The organism is Streptomyces sp. NPDC096311 (assembly GCF_044763085.1).
GTDB lineage: Bacteria > Actinomycetota > Actinomycetes > Streptomycetales > Streptomycetaceae > Streptomyces.
Genome location: NZ_JBIWFN010000018.1, coordinates 213,733 through 230,973, shown reverse-complemented (window position 1 = coordinate 230,973; position 17,241 = coordinate 213,733). Strand labels below are relative to the sequence as shown.

Below are 17,241 nucleotides of genomic sequence, written 5' to 3'. Positions count from 1 at the left end.
GATGCCGACCCCCGGATCCGCGGCCGTGCCCTCGCCCCGCCCCGGCACCCCGCCCACGATCGCCGACGTGGCACGTGCGGCCGCGGTCTCCAAGACCACGGCCTCGGACGCCCTGCGCGGTCACGGCCGGGTGTCGGGACCGACCCGGGAGGCCGTGCTGGAGGCGGCCCGGCGGCTGGGCTACGCGCCCAACCGCAGCGCCCGCAGCCTGCGCACCTCCGTCACGGACACCGTCGCGCTCTACTTCCCGGAGTTCCTGACCAGCGCCGAGTACTCCATGGCGTTCGTGTTCGGAGTGGCCGAGCGTGCCGCGGGCGCGGGCCTGAACGTCACCCTGCTGTCCTCCGGCCATCTGGCGCAGCACGGTACGGCGCCGCCCCAGGTGGACGGGCTGGTGCTGTGCGACCCGGCCCCCGAGGACCCGGTGGTCCGGCACCTGATGAACACCGGGCTGCCGGTCGTGACGGCCGAGCGGTACGCCGGTGACCCGCAGCCGACCGGGGTGGTCCGTTGCGACCACGAGGCGTCGATGACCGAACTGCTCGACCATCTGCGCGACTCCGGTGCCCGGCGGCCCGCGCTCATCGCCTCCGAGGCCACCTCCGACTGGTCCCTCACCCTCCAACGGACCCACGCCCGTTGGTGCGCGGACCACGGCATACCCCTCCTCCTGCGCAAGGCGCCCGTCGGTGCCACCCCCGAGGTCCTGCGAGGTATCGCGCGGGACCTGCTCGCCCAGGAACCCGGGACCGACGCCGTCGTGTGCGCTCCCGACGGAGCCGCCGCGGCCGTGCTGCCCGAACTGCGCGCGGCGGGCCGCACGGTGGGCAGGGACCTGCTGCTGGCATCCTGCGTGGACTGCTCGGCGATGCGCACGGCGGAGCCGGCGATCACCGCGATCGACCTGCGCCCCCGCTCGATGGGATCCGAATGCGCCCGCCTGCTCTGCGAGATCCTGTCCGGCCGGACGCCACCAGGAACCGTGCGCACCCTGCCCGTCGCACTGAACGTCAGGGCATCGACCCGCACCTCCAGACGCCGTAGGGAGCGCTGCTCCTAGCGGGGAGGGGAATCACGGTTCCTCCTACGGTGACGACGATGAGTGGGTGCCTCGAGAACGCACCTGATCAAGAGTCCGTCACGGGTGTAGGAGGGCGCATCCTCAGGCGAAGGTTCGAGTGGTCGTGCTGGACCTAAGGGGCTTTGGGTGATGCGGTCGTGATGTGGCGTTCGATCCACTCGCCCGAGGTGAGTGACCCGGTCGAGGGATTGCCCCGGTGGGGAGCGTCACTTGTCGCTCGTGACCCGGGCGAGCCAGTCGATCAGGATGCGGTTGACGTCCTCGGGCCGTTCCTGCTGGATCCAGTGGCCGCAGTCGTCGAGGAGGTGGGAGGAGAGCAGACCGGGCAGGGTGGTGCGGTAGGCCGCGATCGCGTCGGCCAGCCAGGTGGTGGACGCGTCCCGACCGCCCCCGATGAACAGCGAGGGCTGGGTGATGGGCGCACCGTCGTGGTCGGCCAGGTCCTCCCAGTCCCGGTCCATGTTCCGGTAGCGGTTCAGGGCCCCCGTCATTCCGGTCCGCTCGAACTCTCCGGCGTAGAGATCGAGGTCGTGCTCGTCGAGCCAGTGGGGGAGCCGCCCCGTGGGAAAGCGGTCGCGCTGCGCGCCGCCGGGGCTCACGAAGTGCGGGTCCGGCGCGCCGGGTGCGGGCATGGTGTCGGCGGACAGCGCCGCGTACAGACCCGCGAGCCAGCCGCGGACGTCGGGCTCGATCTCGGCCTCGGCCCGGCCGGGCTCCTGGAAGTAGGAGACGTAGAACTCCTCGTCCCCGCCCATCTGCGCGAAGATCTCACTGGGGCGCGGGCCGCCGCGCGGGGCGTAGGGCACGCTGAGCAGTCCGACCGCACGGAACACGTCGGGGCGGACGAGGGCGGAGACGGCGGCGATGTTCGCACCCCAGTCGTGCCCGACGACGATCGCGGACTCCTCACCCAGGGCTTTCACCACGGCGACGTTGTCCTCCACCAGCTCGAGGATCCGGTACGCGGATGGCGCCTCCGGCCTGGAGGAGCGGCCGTAGCCGCGGACGTCGACGGCGACCGCCCGGTAGCCGGCCGCGGCGAGTGCCGGAAGCTGGTGGCGCCAGGAGTACCAGGACTCCGGAAAACCGTGGACGAGCAGGACCAGGGGGCCCGTCCCCTGCTCCACCAGGTGTACCCGCCCGGCGGGCGAGGGGACAAGACGGTGGACGCGGTCTGTTGTGGACGGCTGCGGCACGGATCCTCCCAGGGGGCTCGACGCGTGGCCGGTGCGGTGAAGGGGCCGGAGCGGCCCGTTCGTCGTGCGGTCTCCGGTCATACCGACGATCATGCGGCGGTCGGTGTGGCGCGAGCCAAGCCTGTTGCCGATTCGGCAAAACCGGCCCCGTGGTCACAGGGCGCGTCGAAGATCGGCCGAACGCGCCCTAGGAGCCGTGCGCGGCGGCCCGGCGCTGCCGTTTGCCGAGTGGGGCCTGGGACAGGTCCTCGGCCTTCGACCTGAGGTTCTTGTATCCGTAGCCGCGCTCGGTCAGCCACGCCTCCGCGGCGGCCTCGGCGCGCTCGGTCGCCTCCAGGATGTCCTCCTCGGCCTCTCCCGAGTCCAGGAAGCGGAACGTGAAGGCGGGCCGGGCTGCGAGGTCGTAGCTGAGGTGCCCCTCGGGGGTGAAGGCGGCGTGCAGCACGTCGTGCTCGGACGCGCGGGCCAGGAGCTCGGCGCGTTGCTCCGCGCCGAGCCCGTCGAAGACGCCGCGGACGGTGACGCGGAAGGTACGTGTACTCACCCGGCGACCATAACCAGCGGGTTCGGTGGGACACCACCGCGTTTTTTCGCGGGACGGCCATCGGCTGAACATCACGCCGTGCGCAATGGGCTCACCGAAAGCGTGCCTCTCGCCGGGTGCCGGCCCGCTCACCCGCCATCGCCGCTTCGGCGCGGAGGTCACGCGGCGTCGTGGAAGACCAGGCCCAGTGTGTGACGCCGCCCGGAACGGACGGTGCTCACGCCGTGCCGCATCGGTCCGGTCGACCAGCCGCGCCGGGAGGCTATGGGCCGGTCGCGGGTGGTGAAGATCAGCCCGTGCCCCTGCGGGAGGGTCGTGGACGATCCACGCGACTGCGCCCGGGGCCGCTGCTCGGTCATGATGAACTCGCCGCCGGTGAAGTCGACTCCGGGTGCGTCGAGGCCGATGACGACCTGGAGCGGGAACATCATCGCGCCGAACACATCGCGGTGCAGCGCGTTCCAGTCGCCGGGCCCGTAACGCAGCAGGATCTGAGCGGACTTGGCCTGCCCGGCCGCGTGGCACATCGCCAGCCACTCCTCCAGGTCCTCGGGCCAGGGTGCGGGCTGCCGGAGCTTGTCGGCCCAGTCCCGGGCGATGGGCAGCAGCCGCGGATAGAACGCCTCGCGCAACTCCCTTATCAAATCGGGCAGTTCGTGGGTGAAGTAGCGGTACTGGCCGGAACCGAAGCGATGGCGGGCCATGTCGACGGTGGTGCGGAAGCGGTCGGTCTCGTCGTAGAGCGCCCTGATTCCGTGGCATTCGTCGGGGGTCAGCAGCCGAGCGGTCAGTGCGTGTCCGTGCTCGTTCAGCTCGTCGGTCAGTGCGGTCCAGTCGTCGGCCGCGACGCGGTCGGCGACCGGACCCGCCAGGTGGGTGGTGTCGAGCGTGTTCATGATGGTGGCGATCCTCAGGTGGCCGGGCGTGCGTGCTCCAGGTCAAGGAGCTGCTGCTTGCGCTCCAGGCCGGCGGCGTAACCCGTGAGGGAGCCACTGGCCCCGATCACGCGATGGCAGGGGCGCACGAGCAGCAGCGGGTTCGCGCCGATCGCCGTGCCCACGGCGCGCACGGCGGCCCTCGACGCGCCGATCCGCGCGGCGATCTCTCCGTAGCTGACGGTCGTGCCGTACGGGACGGTCTCCACCGCCTTCCACACCCGCTGCTGGAAGTCGCTGCCCGCGCCGCTCACGTATTCGATGTCGAAGTCGGTCAGCGCCCCGTCGAAGTACGCGCGCAGCTGCGAGACGATCTCGGTGAACGCCTTCTCGTCCCTGGTCCAGCCGTCCCGGACGACGGCTCCGGACTTCTGGCCGGGCATGGACAGCGAGACCAGCGCCGTGCCGCCCTTCGCGGTGACCGACTCCTCGCCCACCAGCAGCAGCTCGCCCAGAGGGCTGTCGATCGTTGTGTACACCGGCATCGGTCGTGTCCTTTCGAAGTGTGTCTCCGCTGTCCACTCTGCGCCATGGCCACCGCCTTGGCTGGCGGAAATCGGACGCGGCGCACGGAGCCGAAGACGCGGCGCACGGAAACGAAGAGGACCCGTGGACCGTTCACGCACGGTCCACGGGTCCTGTCACTCAGTTCGTCTCCGGAGCGGGATGGTCCGTCCCCGGGGCGGGGATCAATGCCGTACGAGTCGTACGGACAGCCCGTCCACCGAGTACACGGGCACGGCCCGGTATCCGTCCGCCTGGACCGTGATACGGGCGAACTGGCCTCGCAGCGACGACGTCCGGAGCACCGGGACGGTGGTGCCGTGGACCGGCGGGTGGTCGGCGTCCAGCCGCAGCGTGAGCGCGCTGTCCCGGCTCAGTACCACCCGTCGCTCCACCGTCAGCGCGGGCACGCGGCCCGCACGGAGCGTCGCCTCCAGGCTCGCGCCGGACGCCTGCGTGTAGCTGCCGCGCACGCGCGGGGACGACGCCGCACTCACCCGCAGGGTCCCGCCGTCCACCCGCACGTCGCCGCACCCCAGCGCACCCGACGAACCGGCCGTCAGCACGCCCTCCTCCAGCACGGTGCCGCCCGTGTGGGCGTTGTGGCCCGTCAGGGTCAGCGCACCGGTGCCGCGCTTGACCAGCCGGCCGCACCCGGAGATGTCGTTGCGCCAGGTGTCGGCCGCACTGAAGCCCCCGTCCGCGGCGTTCATGGTGACGTTCACCTCGGACTCGAAGGCCCCGTACCCGTCCGCCGCGGCGAACAGGTTGAGCCGGCCCCACTGCTCGAAGCCGTCGAGGAGCACATACCCGGAGGGCAGGGCGGTCGTGCGGAGCACCTCGCGGCGCTGGGCGGCGTCGAGGTAGGGCAGCCGCGTCTCCAGCAGGACCTCGGCGCCCTTGGGCACGGTCATGCCCTCGGAGCGGCCGTGCCGGGTGAGGACGTACGTCAGCCGGGGCGTGAGCGCGCGGGCGTTGGCGGCCCGGTCGGCGTACGGGTCGGTGGCGGCGCTCGCGGAGTGCGCGTAGGCGTACAGGGTGTCCGCCGTCGAACCGGTCTGCTGCTGGAAGTACGCGGAAGCCTGGGCGCGCGCCGCTGCCTTGAGGGCGGCGTTGGCCGGGTCGGCCAGCGTGGCGGCGGCCAGGGCCGTGGCCATGATCCGGCCGCCGATGACGTCGACGGTGGAGTGCATGCCCGCCATGATCCGGGTGTGGCTCAGCTCGTAGGCGCGCGCCACCAGCTCCTGGAAGCGCTCGGGCACCGCGTACGCGTACGCCAGCCCCGCCAGGTGGAAGGCATTGGTGTGGCCGCTGGGGAAGCCGCCGTCGTCGACCGCGGTCGTGCCGCGCTGCCACAGCAGCTGCGGTGCGACGATCACGTCGGAGTCGTAGACCGGGAAGCCGAGCGCGTCGACCTTCCCCGTGTCGACGACCTCGCTGTTCTCGTTCATACGCCACGGACGCGGGTACTGGAAGGCGTACTTGCCAGGGTTGCCTGAGGCGTACGGGCCGCGCACCGTGTCCACCAGCTCGGCGACCTTGCCGAGCGCCGAGTCGTGGGAACCGGCGCCCTGCGCGGAGCCCGCCGGAGCGTCGGCCGGCACCGCGTCGTTGATCTTGCCGGAAGGAGTGCCGTCAGGAGCGCTGGTGATGGAGGTGACCGCCTTGGCACCTGTCTTGTACAGGTCGGCCAGCGGGCCCAGTCCGGCGATCATCGCGTAACTCTGGTGCTGCCGGTCGTAGATGAACGCCTCCTTCGCCTGTGCGTCGGTGCGGGCGTGCGTGAGGTGGGCGCAGTAACGCATGTTGGCGCGCAGCACCTCGGGCATGAGCGGCGTGCCCGTGTTCCAGGCACCGCCGGTCTTCCACACCTTGCTCATGCCGCCGAGGATCCGGACCACTGCGTTGGTCTCGGGCGTCAGGTTGGCGAGGACGTTGGTGGTGTAGTCGTCCACGAAGGCGGCGGGGCGCGTCGCGGCCTTCGCGTCCGCGGCGGCGAGCCAGGTGACGACGGTCGGAGCGGCCAGCAGCCCCGCCGAGGCGCCGAGCGAGTTGCGCAGGAACACCCGTCGGTTCAGGGCGCGTTCACGGACGGGGACCGAAGGGACGGACTGCTGCCCGGCTGATGACGGCATGGATGTGCCTCTCCTGAGTGGAATGGGTCCTCCGACAGCCGGGTGAAGTCGTGAAGCGACTGTGCCCCTGTGGTGAGGACGAGTCATACGAGCGAAGATCTACGGCCGATTGATGTCACGCTTGCGAAGCGTGGGGGGCGACAAAGTGTCGTACGGACGAATGCGCCGACCCTGTGCGCCCGCTGTGCGGGCGACGCGCCTCCAGCGCAAGCTACTTGTCAGGCGCCCGCACCGCGGCAACGCATGCTGCCCCGCGGGGCAGCGGTCGACCCGCGAGCGTCGCGCCGCCCCGTCCCCTCATATGAGGGCATGCGCCAACGCCAACGCCCCCTCGACGGGCGCTGCCCGCAGTGGCCTGGGTCGTGCCCCGGGTACGGACTCGGTGAGTGACGTCGTGAAGGAGGTGTACAGGGCGGGTTGGGAGAGCACAGTGCTGCCGGCGACCACCACGTCGTCGACGGCGACCCCGCGCTCGGCGAGCCGCACGACGAGCGCGGCGAGGGACCGGCCCCCGTCCGCGATCACCGACCGCGCGATCGGGGAACCCTGCTCGGCGGCCGCGAATATGACGGGCGCGTGCCGACCCCACTCGGCCGACACGTCCGTGGCACTCTCCAGCGCGGCGCCCAGGGCGGGCACCTCACTCACCCCGAACGCGGCCATGAGCCCCTGGGCGAGTTCGTCCGGGGCTTCACCGCGGTCGTGCGCCGCCCACACGGCGCGCGCCGCTTCCCGTACGAGACCGGCGGAGCCGCCCTCGTCACCGAGCGCCGCGCCCCAGCCGCCGACCTGAACGGGGCTGCCGTCGGCCAGTCGCCCCACCGCCACCGAACCGGTACCGGCCACGAGACCGACACCCTTGTCCAGCCCTGCGGCGGGAACGAGGAGTTCGGCGTCGCCCACCACCAGGATGGGCATGTCGAGGACCTCTCGCAGCGCGGCGGTGATGCCGGCGCACTGGCGGGGGGTCTCACAGGCGTGCCCGCCGACGGCCAGTGCGGCCGGGCGGGTGTCGACGGGCAGGGCCTCGTGGACCAGTGCCGTCAGCCAGCGGGCGGCGGCGGCCGGTTCGTGCGGCCGCCAGCCGCTGCTCGGCCGGACGTGATCGGCGACCGGGTCCGCGCCGACGAGCGCGCGGAGATGGGTCTTGGTGCCACCCACGTCGATACCGACCACGAGCGGGGAGGAGGAAAGGTCCTGCACGGATCCTCTTTCGTCGTCTGGGCGAAGAGCGCCGAAGAACATGGCACTGTGCCGGGACGGCGGGCGAACCGTATCTGGCAGAACCGAGGTTGCGGGAGCCGAACACGTCGGGAAGCCCCGGGACGGGCTTCTTGCGGAGCACGGCAGGCGAGTACCGTGGACTTAGTTAGGAAGTTAACTAACTAAGTACAGTGCGTCAAGAGTTGTCGCGCAGTCGATCAACGGGACGCCGCCGCAGGGCGGGACCGCGCGGCACGAGGACATCGCGTCGCCGCATCCCGTCACCCGGGGAGCGCGGCCCCTGACCCATGGGGGAACTGTGGAACACGTCGTGGCTGAGGCTCCCCGCCTCACCGAGAGCGCCGCTGCGGTGTTCGCCGTGCTGGCCGAGGCCGGCCGTGCCACCCGGCCGCAGCTCGCGAGCCTCGCGGGCCTGTCCAAGCCGACGGTCTCCGCCGCCGTCGCGGAACTGGAGAGCGCGCGGCTGGCCGCCTGTTCCGGCACCGCGTCCAGCGGTACCGGCCGCTCCGCCGCCGTCTACGGGCTCGGGCCCGCCTCCGGCTCGGTCCTCGCCGTGGACCTCGGCCCGGCCCGTACCCGGGTGCGCGGCTGCGCCCTGGACGGCACCCTGCTCGCCGAGGCAGCCACCCCCCGGACCAGGGCCCCCGACGCCGTGCGCGAGGCGCTGGCCGCGCTGCCCGACGGCGCCCCGCTGCGGGCCATCGTGGTCGCCGTCGGTGACGTCACCGAGCCCGACCGCGCGGGCACCGGCATGCGCCCGGCGACCGCCAAGGCCGGGCCCGCCTTCGACGCCGTGTCCGTCGCGCTGCCGGCGGGCGTGCCGGTCCACCTGGAGAACAACGTCAACTGCGCGGCCCTCGCCGAACTGCATGAGGGCGCCGCGCGGGGCCGTCGTACCTTCGGCTATCTGCGGATCGGTGTCGGTGTCGGTCTCGGCATCGTCATCGGCGGCCAGGTGCTGCGCGGGGCGAATGGCGCGGCCGGTGAGCTGGCCCGGCTGCCGTATCCCTGGGACGACGACCGGGAGCCGCGCCAGGAGGCCCTGGAGGCCTATGTCGGCTCGCACGCCCTGCTGGGCCGGGCCGCCCGGGCCTGGCGGGCCGGCGACGGCCCGCACCCCCGCACCACCGAGCGGCTCTTCGCGCTGGCCGCCGCGGGCCGGGAACCCGCCCGTGGGCTCGTCGCCCGGCACGCCGCCGACGTGGGTCGGCTGGCCGCCGCGGTGGCCGCTGTACTGGACCCGGGACTGATCGTGCTGGGCGGCAGCACGGGCGCGGATCCGCAGCTCCTGCCGGGGGTGCGGGCCGAACTGGGCCGGCTCAGCTGGCCCACCGAGGTGGTCAGCAGCCAGATCGGGGATCTCGGTACCGTCGTGGGTGCCGCCCGGCTTGCCGTGGCCAAGGGAGTCCAAAATGTGACCGAAGGTGTGCAGGCGAAGGATTGACGGCTTCCTTATCGGTCTGCCAATGTCCGGACAAGCGCTTTCTAAGTCGGCCGGGACGCCGACTCCGGGTGAGCCTTCAGCCCGTACGCGAAGTACGGCAGCCGCACGAGGGCGTGCTTGTGCGACGTCGGCCGACATGGCCGGGGACCCCACCCGTCAAGGCGACACGGCCGGGCGAGGCCGTGCCCCCGGAAAGCGAAATCCTCCGCAAAATGCACCCGTGCCGCCTCGGCTGGCGCCGTGCTTCTTCCGCTACGACGAAATGGGATCGAAGATGACCACTGTGGGTGTGCGGCGCTCCCGCCGACTCGGCCGCGGCGGTATGCGCCGCCTGGTTCCCCTCGCTGCCGTGGCCACGGCAGGTGCCCTGCTGCTCTCCGCCTGCGGGTCGGGGTCCGGCTCGGGCGGGACTTCCAAGTCGCTGACGTTCTGGATCTCCACGGTTCCGGGGCAGGACGCGGGCTGGAAGAAGCTGGTGGCGGAGTACAAGAAGGAAACCGGCGTCAACGTCAAGCTCGTCAACATCCCCTACGACGGCTACCCGACGAAGCTGCACAACGCTGCGCAGGCGAACTCCCTGCCCGACGTGGCGGACGTGCCGGCGCTGGACCCGATCTGGTCGAACAAGCTGATCGACCTCAGCTCCATCGCCAACAACAAGACCAACAACATCAACGCCAACTTCCTCGCCAAGGACTCGTCCGGGAAGGTGCTGTCCATCCCCTCGGACGTCACCGCGTCCGGCCTGTTCATCAACAAGACGCTGTTCAAGAAGGCCGGGGTCGCCGTCCCGACCTCACCCTCGAAGACCTGGACCTGGACCGACTTCATCGCCGCGGCGAACAAGGTCCGGGAGAAGACCGGCGCCAAGTACTCCCTGACGTTCGACCAGTCGCCGTCCCGGCTTCGCGCCATGGTGTACGAGATGGGCGGGACGTACGTCCACGCGGACTCCTCCGGCAAGTTCTCGGTGGACGCGGCGACCAAGAAGGCCGTGAACTACTTCGTGGGACTGAACGACGACAAGACCATGCCGAAGTCGGTGTGGACCAGCGGCGCCGACCCGTCGGCCATGTTCCAGAGCGGTGACGTGGTCGCCTACTGGTCCGGCGTCTGGCAGGTCGCCTCCTTCGCGGACAGCATCAAGAAGTTCGACTGGGCGAGCGTCCCGACTCCCGCCGAGCCGGTCCAGGCCAGCGACGTCAACAGCGGCGGCATGATGGTGGGCTTCAACAACAACGGCGCCGCGGCCACCGCCGCGCAGAAGTTCCTGTCCTGGGTCTACACGCCGGACCACTACCGCGAGCTGTGTGAGGCGTCCGGGTTCCTGCCCGTCGAAAGCGGTCTGAACCCGAAGTACCCCTTCACCTCCGACGCGGCGCAGGCGGCGTTCAAGCTGTACAACGAGGAGATCCCGCTCTACGCCCCGATCTCGGGTTACTTCAACGGCGCACAGACCAACTGGGTGCTGAAGGGCAAGAGCCTCGCCGAGGACCCGACCAAAACGGAGCTCGGCAAGGCGATCAACGGCCAGCAGTCGGTCGACAAGGCCCTGGAGAACATCGTGGCCGGCTACAACCAGCAGGTCGGCGGCGGATCGTAGGCCAGAGGGCCGGGCGGCGGGGGCGAGACACCGCCGCCCGGCCCGGGCGCCCACGAAATGCCGGGCTCATGGTGTGAGCCCACAGGAATCCATTCCACCAGCACGGAGTCAGGAAGATGACAAAACGCGCCTCGGACGTGACCGCGAGCCCGCCCAGGAGACGCAGTAAGTACACCCTTGCGCCGCTCGTCCTCATCGCGGCCAATGTCGTGCTCTTCGCGCTGTTCTTCGTCTGGCCGGCGGTGATCGGGCTCGTCTACTCCTTCACGAACTACACGGGTGTGGGGGCGTACCAGTTCATCGGACTGGACAACTACCACAACCTGTTCGGGGACTCCACCTTCTACGATGCGCTGAGCCGGACGCTGCTGTACGCCGTGCTCTTCGTACCGCTGAACTTCGCGGTCTCGCTGCTCACCGCCAACCTGCTGGTGAGCAAGCACGCGAAGGGCGCGTCGGTCGCCCGCGTCATCTTCTTCATCCCATGGCTTCTGTCGCCCATCGTCGTGGGTGTCCTGTGGCGGTGGCTGTTCGGTGAGAACTTCGGGCTGGTCAACTACGTCATCGAGAAGCTCGGCGGAAGTGCCGTTCCGTGGCAGTCGAACGCGGACCTGTCGCTGATAGTGGTGGTGATGGCGGCATCCTGGGCCTGGACGGGTTTCTCGATGCTGCTGTTCATCGCGGCGATCAAGAACGTACCGGTGTCGTACTACGAGGCGGCCTCGCTCGACGGCGCCGGCCCATGGCGCCAGTTCATCAGCATCACGCTGCCGAGCATCGCGCCCACCTCGTTCATCGTCATCCTGCTCAACACGATCAACGCGATGAAGGAATACCCGGTGTTCGTCGCCCTCAACAACGGCGGACCCGGCACGTCGAACAACCTGCTTGTCCAGTACATCTATGAGACCGGCTTCAAACGGGGCCAGATCGGCTACGCGAGCGCCGCGTCATTCGTGCTCATGCTCATCCTGATGGCCGTCGCGATCATCCAGCTGATCGTCAACCGGCGGGTGGAGAACCGATGACAACCACAGACACGCCACGCCCGGTCGACGCCGATCCCGGACGGCCCGTCTCCAAGAAGCGGTCCCGCGGCGCAGGCGGTGGAGGGTTCCGGCGGGCGGTACCCGCGACGACACTGCTGTGGATCCTTGCGTGCCTCTACGGGCTGCCGGTGCTGTGGTTCATCCTCAGCTCCCTCAAGCCGGCCAGCGACCTGTTCTCCTATCCGCTGACGCTGGTTCCGCACAACCCCACACTGTCGGGTTACCTGACCGCGTGGCGCAGTGCCAACTTCTCCCAGTACTTCATCAACACGACCATCGTGTGCGTGATCACGACGATCCTCACGGTGGGAGTCAGCTGCTGCACCGGGTACGCGCTGGCCAAGTACGACAACAAGTGGCTCAAAGTCTTCTTCATCTGCATCCTGGCCACCACGATGCTGCCGTCCGAGGTCATGCTCGCCCCGGAGTTCCTGGTGGTCCGCAACCTCGGCCTCTACAACTCGTTCGCCGGCATCATCCTCCCGGCCGTGCTCACCGCGACCGGATGCTTCATGTTCCGCCAGTTCTTCCTGACGGTTCCCGACGAACTCGTGGAAGCCGCACGCATCGACGGTGCCCGCGAACTGTCGATCTTCCTGCGGATCATGGTGCCGCTCTCCCGGCCCATCATGCTGACCCTCGCCATCCTGTCCTTCCAGTGGCGGTGGAACGACTACATCTGGCCGCTTCTGATGCTGAACGACCCCAACAAGTTCACCGTGCAGATCGGCATCCAGAGCATCGTCGGCGCTCAGAACATCAACTGGTCGGTACTGCTCGGCGCATCGGTCATCTCCATGATCCCGCTGATTGCCATCTTCCTGGTCTTCCAGCGCTACGTCATGGGCGCCGACATCAATGCCGGCCTGAAGGACTGACCGTGCCCACCCCGCTCGACCACGAGTTCGTCCGCGCGGTGGCCGGCGCAGCCGACCGGCTGGCCGCCCCGCTGGCGGCCGCCCCCGACGAGGAACCCGCCAGTGTGACCCACCGCGCTCTGGCACGCCGGGTGAAGACTCTGGTCGCGGCGTACCGTTCTCCGGACTCGGCACTGCACGGCAGCAGGCAGGCCGTCGTCGCCGCGATGACCCACCTGCGTGCCCTGCGGGCCGCGCAGACCGCCACCGGCCTCTTCGCCGGCGGCGACAACGTGCAGTCACCGCCGGACTCCGCGTTCACCGTCAACGACGTGTGCGACGCGCACGTCCTCGCCGCGGGCGCGGGGCCGGAACTGCGTGACGTCACGGCCGCGCTCGCCGAGATCGCCGGCGCCGCCTCCGGCGGTCTCCTGACCGGTGGGGTGCACACCCCGAACCACCGCTGGGAACTGTGCGCGGCGCTGGCCCGGCTGCACCGGTCGTTCCCGGACGACCGGCTGTTCGACCGCGTCGAGGAGTGGCTCGCCGAGGGCGTCGACATCGACGCGGAAGGCCTGTACTCGGAACGCAGCGCTGTCTACGCGTCCCACGTGTCCAACCCGTCGCTGCTGCTCCTGGCCGACGTCCTCGGCCGCACCGACCTGTGGGACGCCGTCGAACGCAACCTCACCGCGACCCTGGACCTCATCAGACCGGACGGCACGGTGGAAACCGTCCACTCGCGGCGGCAGGACCAGAACCACCCGTTCCCACTGGCGCCCTACCTGCCGCATTACCGGCTGCTCGCGATCCGTACCGGCCGGGGCGACTTCAGCCGGGCGACGAGGTGGGCAGCGGCCGGTGGTGTCGACGACCCCAACCTGCTCGCCGAGACCATGCTCACCCCCGACCTGTGCCGCGTGCTGCCGGCACCGGCGCCGGAACCCCTTCCCCGCGACCGGTACGTCACCACGGCGCGCCTTGCCTCACGTGCCTCCGCCACCGTGCACAGCGTCCTGTACGGCGGCTCGGACGTGCCCGAGCACCGGCGCATCCGCTCGGGCCTGGCCTGCAATCCCACCTTCCTGCGCCTGTTCGCCGGCGACGCCGTCCTCGACGCGGTCCGCCTCTCACGGGGATTCTTCGACCTGGGCCCGTTCCGCGCCGCCGACATGCAACGGCTCGCCGACAACCGTTACCTGCTCACCGAAACCCTCACGGCCGCCTACTACCAGCCGCTCCCGACGGACCGGAGGCGGGACGACGGGGTCTACCGGATGGCGGACGAGGGACGCTTCTCGGCCGCGATGGCCTTCCCGGACCGGCCTCGGGACGAGGTCTCGCACACGACCCGAGTCGAGGTGGACCTGAGGGACGACGGTGCCGACCTGCGGATCGACATCAGCGGACCACGGGTGCCCTGGGCCCTCGAACTGACCTTCCGGCCGGGCGGCGTGCCGGAGGGCGCCCTACCGATCGGCGACGGACGCTGGTGCCTGACGACCGCGCCGATGACGTACCGGGTCGGTGACGACGAGATCCGGGTCGAGGTCGACGTCGACGCGGGCGAACCGCTCGCCGGGCCGGACCGGAGCGACGTACTGCGGTACGACCCGGGGCAGGACTACACCGTGGTGGGCGGCACCGACGCGACAACCGGGAACCGTGTCTGCATCGGTGGACACGGCCCTCACACACTGAGCGTCACACTCCGCGCCCGCCACCCCGCACCCGTCTTCTGACCCCGACGACCCACGCCATGGCCACCTCCGGCATGAAGGGCTGATCCACCCGTGCACCTTCTCCACCAGCGCGGCCCGCTGCACTACCTCCCGGACACCCAGGAGGCGTACGACACGGTCCTCGCCGACGTCGTCGAACAGGCCCTGGCCCGCATCACGCCCGAGGGCAGCCTCGAACACCCCGACGCCGCCGACGACATCGGCGACACCTCCCTCGGCGTCACCTCCCTGCTGGCCCTGGCCTGGCAGCGCGGCAAGGACCCGCGGCTGCCCGAGGCGGTCCGCCGCAGCCTCGCCTTCCACCTGGGCGAGCGCGTCCACACCGAGGACAACCCCGGCTACCCGAACCTCACGATCCGCGACTCGGGCCTCCCGCACGCCCGTTACGTCCTGGCGCCGGGCGCGCACCCGATCGGCGACTGGCCCAGCACGGTGTGGGCGCTGCTCCAGGCGGTCAACGTCCTGGACCTCTCGGACGGCCTGGTCGACCACGAACAGCGGGCCGTGGTCGTCGAGTTGGCGAAGGGCTACTGGCGCTGGCTGACCGAAGCCACCTTCTTCAACCCGCAGGAGGCCGGCAACCAGGCGATCGGGTGTGTGGTCGGCGGGCTGATGCTGGCACGGCACCTCCCACCCGAGGAGGGCGAGGGGGTCCGCGAGCGGGCGCTCGCCCTGTACACCGACAGGATCCGCGCCCACCGCGTCCTCGACCGGGGCGCCCTGCTGCCGCCCGAGCACGGCGGCGCCTACGACAACAACTACGGTCCGATCTCCCTGTCCTTCCTCGCCCAGGCCCATCGGATCAGCGGCGAGGAGATGTTCGCCGAGGACGGGCACGCGCTCGCCCGCTACATCGACGCCCGGCTGCCGAACGGCGGCTTCGACAACGGCGGCCCCCGCTACAGCGAACAGCACTCCGGCTTCGAGTCCGTCCTCGGACTGCGCTACTTCGGCGCCAGGATCGGCGCCGACCTCGGCCGCTATCGGGGCGACACCCGCTGGGGCCGGCACGCGGTCGGGCCGGACGGCGCGGTCGACGGCCACTTCGCGTTCATGCTGGTCTGGCAGATCCAGGACGCCACGCGCTGGCACCGCACGCCGTCGAAGAACCCCGCACGGCATCAGCTGCGCGCGGGCACGGTCTCGGTGGCCTTCGACCAGCGGATGACCCCTTCGCTGGTCGAGGCGGCGGGCACGTACTACCTGCCCGCCGCGGTCAACCGCCAGCACGGCTTCGGCCCGGTCGTCGACGGCTTCCTGCTCAGCCGCCCCATGGGCGAGGTACGGGTGCGCGACCTCGAGAGCGACGGCCTGAGCGCCAAGCTCGTCACCAAGCCGGTCGTCGGCCGCGACCACGTCCTGCGCCATGTCCGGTCCCTGTACGTCACGGACGGCACGAGCCTGTGGACCACGGTCGCCGTCGAACGCCTCGACGGGACGCCGTACCTGCTCGCCGGACTGCCGTACGCCACCGACGACGGGGACCGGGTGCGCAGGACCGCCGAGGCCGCCGTGACCTCCGCCGGCCCGCTCACGCTGACACATCCACGAGCGGACGGCGTGGACCACTTCGACGCCCGCTCCGAGACGACCCAGGAGCTGGCGGCGTTCGCTCTGGCCGCCGACCCGCGCGGCTACGGCAACCCGGACGAGGGCTGGCGCCACCTCGTCGCCTCCACGGCACTCGAAGCCGGACCGGCTCCCGGCGCCCCGCAGGACCTGCACGTCTTCGCCGTGCGCTACGGCTCCCCGGGCCCTCTCGCCCCCACCTTCGCAGACACACCGGCGGGCCTGACGATCCGCACCGAGGCGTTCACCGCACTGATCGGGAATCCCGCGGGTGATGACCGGGGGGAACCCGCGCTGGAGCTGCGGCGGTGACCTCCGCGCCGACCACAAGGTCGGCACGGTGCCGTGTCGCGGCGACCAGGTCGGCGTTGCGCTGGTCCGTGCCGAGCACCCAGGCCACCGCCGTGTCGTGGTCCTTGCCGAACTCCTCGTGGCGGGCGACGAGACGCCGTACACGCTCTTCCTCATCGAGCTCGCAGAACCACACCTCGTCCAGCCGTGACCGTACGCGCGCCCACGCCCCGTCCCCCAGAAGGAGGTAGTTGCCCTCGGTGATGATCAGGCGGGCGCCGCGGAAGACCGGGACGGCGCCCGCGATCGGCTGCTCCAGAGTCCGCTCGAAGCCCGGCGCGTAGACGATGTCGTCCTCGTCCTCGTCACGCAGCCTGCCCAACAGCGCCGCGTAGCCCGCCGCGTCGAAGGTGTCCGGAGCGCCCTTGCGGTCCCGGCGGCCCAGCCGGTCCAGCTCGACGTCCGCGAGATGGAACCCGTCCATCGGCACCTGCGCGACCCGGCCGGGCGCGTCGCCGTTCAGCTCCCCGACCAGACGCTCGGCCAGCGTCGTCTTGCCCGCGCCAGGGCTTCCCGCGATCCCGAGAATCGCACGCCGACCGGGGCGCACCAGCGCCGCGGCCCGCTCCACGAGGTCGTCGAAGGTCATGAGCGGGGCCTGCGCACGACCGCCGTCCCGCCCGCCAGGTCGATCGTCGTACGGTGCGGGGGTGCCCCGTCCTCCTCGTCGTCCCGCAGCACCAGGGCCGACTGCCGCTCCTTGAGCTCGTTCTGCTTGCCCGGTGAGAGACTCGCGTGCAACTGCTCGAAGCCGGTCGCGGATATCTGGCCCTGGCGCACGCCGTTGCGCCACGGCAGAAGGCCGGCCCGTCCGGCGCGCAGCAACAGCTGGTCCGCGAAGGCCGCTAGAGTCAGCAGGATGACCAGTCCCGGCAGGGTCATGAAGACGGCGAATCCCATGCCACCAGTATCGGGGTGTGTGCGTGGGATTCGGCCAGGGTCCGGCGACCTCGGGTCTGGGACCGGTCATTCCGCCTATGCTCATCAAGCTGTTGAATATTGGTCAA

15 protein-coding genes are annotated in these 17,241 nt (G+C 70.7%); 7 read left to right on the top strand and 8 right to left on the bottom strand.

Annotated elements, in window-relative coordinates:
• Nucleotide 1: 1 nt before the first annotated feature.
• Complete coding sequence (locus tag ACIRA5_RS38060) at nucleotides 2-1,060, top strand: LacI family DNA-binding transcriptional regulator (RefSeq protein ID WP_403698834.1); 1,059 nt, start codon at nucleotides 2-4, stop codon at nucleotides 1,058-1,060.
• Between the two features lie 227 nt (nucleotides 1,061-1,287).
• Here the strand turns inward: ACIRA5_RS38060 and ACIRA5_RS38055 are convergent, their stop codons facing one another.
• The 6 genes from ACIRA5_RS38055 to ACIRA5_RS38030 all read right to left on the bottom strand — a co-directional run bounded on the left by ACIRA5_RS38055 (nucleotide 1,288) and on the right by ACIRA5_RS38030 (nucleotide 7,598).
• Nucleotides 1,288-2,277, bottom strand: coding sequence for an alpha/beta fold hydrolase (locus ACIRA5_RS38055; RefSeq protein ID WP_403698832.1), 990 nt, complete (start codon nucleotides 2,275-2,277; stop codon nucleotides 1,288-1,290).
• Nucleotides 2,278-2,464: 187 nt separating this feature from the next.
• Nucleotides 2,465-2,821: a DUF6204 family protein gene (locus ACIRA5_RS38050; RefSeq protein ID WP_403698830.1), complete on the bottom strand. Its 357-nt coding sequence runs from the start codon at nucleotides 2,819-2,821 to the stop codon at nucleotides 2,465-2,467.
• 158 nt (nucleotides 2,822-2,979) lie between these two features.
• On the bottom strand, nucleotides 2,980-3,717 hold the full coding sequence (locus tag ACIRA5_RS38045) for a 2OG-Fe(II) oxygenase (RefSeq protein ID WP_403698828.1): 738 nt from the start codon (nucleotides 3,715-3,717) through the stop codon (nucleotides 2,980-2,982).
• A gap of 14 nt (nucleotides 3,718-3,731) precedes the next feature.
• Complete coding sequence (locus ACIRA5_RS38040) at nucleotides 3,732-4,241, bottom strand: methylated-DNA--[protein]-cysteine S-methyltransferase (RefSeq protein ID WP_403698826.1); 510 nt, start codon at nucleotides 4,239-4,241, stop codon at nucleotides 3,732-3,734.
• Nucleotides 4,242-4,445: 204 nt separating this feature from the next.
• A complete protein-coding gene (locus ACIRA5_RS38035; RefSeq protein ID WP_403698824.1) occupies nucleotides 4,446-6,395 on the bottom strand; it encodes a phosphatase PAP2 family protein in 1,950 nt (649 codons plus the stop codon).
• Nucleotides 6,396-6,692: 297 nt separating this feature from the next.
• The gene (locus ACIRA5_RS38030; RefSeq protein ID WP_403698822.1) at nucleotides 6,693-7,598 is read right to left on the bottom strand and encodes an N-acetylglucosamine kinase; all 906 of its coding nucleotides are present in this window, start codon (nucleotides 7,596-7,598) and stop codon (nucleotides 6,693-6,695) included.
• Between the two features lie 331 nt (nucleotides 7,599-7,929).
• Between ACIRA5_RS38030 and ACIRA5_RS38025 the strand changes: the two genes are divergently transcribed.
• The 6 genes from ACIRA5_RS38025 to ACIRA5_RS38000 all read left to right on the top strand — a co-directional run bounded on the left by ACIRA5_RS38025 (nucleotide 7,930) and on the right by ACIRA5_RS38000 (nucleotide 16,195).
• Entirely contained in the window at nucleotides 7,930-9,063 is a 1,134-nt protein-coding gene (locus ACIRA5_RS38025) for an ROK family transcriptional regulator (RefSeq protein ID WP_403698820.1), read from the top strand.
• A gap of 274 nt (nucleotides 9,064-9,337) precedes the next feature.
• Complete coding sequence (locus ACIRA5_RS38020) at nucleotides 9,338-10,666, top strand: extracellular solute-binding protein (RefSeq protein ID WP_403698818.1); 1,329 nt, start codon at nucleotides 9,338-9,340, stop codon at nucleotides 10,664-10,666.
• A 116-nt stretch (nucleotides 10,667-10,782) separates the two neighbouring features.
• Nucleotides 10,783-11,694 (top strand): carbohydrate ABC transporter permease, encoded by a 912-nt coding sequence (locus ACIRA5_RS38015; RefSeq protein ID WP_403698816.1) that lies wholly within the window; start codon nucleotides 10,783-10,785, stop codon nucleotides 11,692-11,694.
• Nucleotides 11,691-12,593 carry a carbohydrate ABC transporter permease gene (locus tag ACIRA5_RS38010; protein WP_403698814.1) on the top strand — a complete coding sequence of 301 codons (903 nt, stop codon included), beginning with the start codon at nucleotides 11,691-11,693 and terminating at the stop codon, nucleotides 12,591-12,593. The genes ACIRA5_RS38015 and ACIRA5_RS38010 overlap by 4 nt, the downstream gene beginning before the upstream one ends.
• Before the next feature lie 2 nt (nucleotides 12,594-12,595).
• Nucleotides 12,596-14,314: a hypothetical protein gene (locus tag ACIRA5_RS38005; RefSeq protein ID WP_403698812.1), complete on the top strand. Its 1,719-nt coding sequence runs from the start codon at nucleotides 12,596-12,598 to the stop codon at nucleotides 14,312-14,314.
• Between the two features lie 51 nt (nucleotides 14,315-14,365).
• The gene (locus tag ACIRA5_RS38000) at nucleotides 14,366-16,195 is read left to right on the top strand and encodes a hypothetical protein (RefSeq protein WP_403698810.1); all 1,830 of its coding nucleotides are present in this window, start codon (nucleotides 14,366-14,368) and stop codon (nucleotides 16,193-16,195) included.
• Here ACIRA5_RS38000 and ACIRA5_RS37995 read toward each other — a convergent pair.
• Nucleotides 16,128-16,823 carry a nucleoside/nucleotide kinase family protein gene (locus ACIRA5_RS37995; RefSeq protein WP_403698808.1) on the bottom strand — a complete coding sequence of 232 codons (696 nt, stop codon included), beginning with the start codon at nucleotides 16,821-16,823 and terminating at the stop codon, nucleotides 16,128-16,130. The two genes, ACIRA5_RS38000 and ACIRA5_RS37995, sit on opposite strands and share 68 nt — an antisense overlap.
• Nucleotides 16,820-17,134: a DUF6191 domain-containing protein gene (locus ACIRA5_RS37990; RefSeq protein ID WP_388532706.1), complete on the bottom strand. Its 315-nt coding sequence runs from the start codon at nucleotides 17,132-17,134 to the stop codon at nucleotides 16,820-16,822. Before ACIRA5_RS37990 ends, ACIRA5_RS37995 begins: the two co-directional genes overlap by 4 nt.
• Between the last annotated feature and the right edge of the window lie 107 nt (nucleotides 17,135-17,241).

Coding starts and splice junctions, on each gene's coding strand:
- ACIRA5_RS38040 (WP_403698826.1), bottom strand. CDS start 4,241: ATGCCGGTGTACACAACGATCGACAGCCCTCTGGGCGAGCTGCTGCTG.
- ACIRA5_RS38060 (WP_403698834.1), top strand. CDS start 2: ATGCCGACCCCCGGATCCGCGGCCGTGCCCTCGCCCCGCCCCGGCACC.
- ACIRA5_RS37990 (WP_388532706.1), bottom strand. CDS start 17,134: ATGGGATTCGCCGTCTTCATGACCCTGCCGGGACTGGTCATCCTGCTG.
- ACIRA5_RS38010 (WP_403698814.1), top strand. CDS start 11,691: ATGACAACCACAGACACGCCACGCCCGGTCGACGCCGATCCCGGACGG.
- ACIRA5_RS38035 (WP_403698824.1), bottom strand. CDS start 6,395: ATGCCGTCATCAGCCGGGCAGCAGTCCGTCCCTTCGGTCCCCGTCCGT.
- ACIRA5_RS37995 (WP_403698808.1), bottom strand. CDS start 16,823: ATGACCTTCGACGACCTCGTGGAGCGGGCCGCGGCGCTGGTGCGCCCC.
- ACIRA5_RS38015 (WP_403698816.1), top strand. CDS start 10,783: ATGACAAAACGCGCCTCGGACGTGACCGCGAGCCCGCCCAGGAGACGC.
- ACIRA5_RS38020 (WP_403698818.1), top strand. CDS start 9,338: ATGACCACTGTGGGTGTGCGGCGCTCCCGCCGACTCGGCCGCGGCGGT.
- ACIRA5_RS38045 (WP_403698828.1), bottom strand. CDS start 3,717: ATGAACACGCTCGACACCACCCACCTGGCGGGTCCGGTCGCCGACCGC.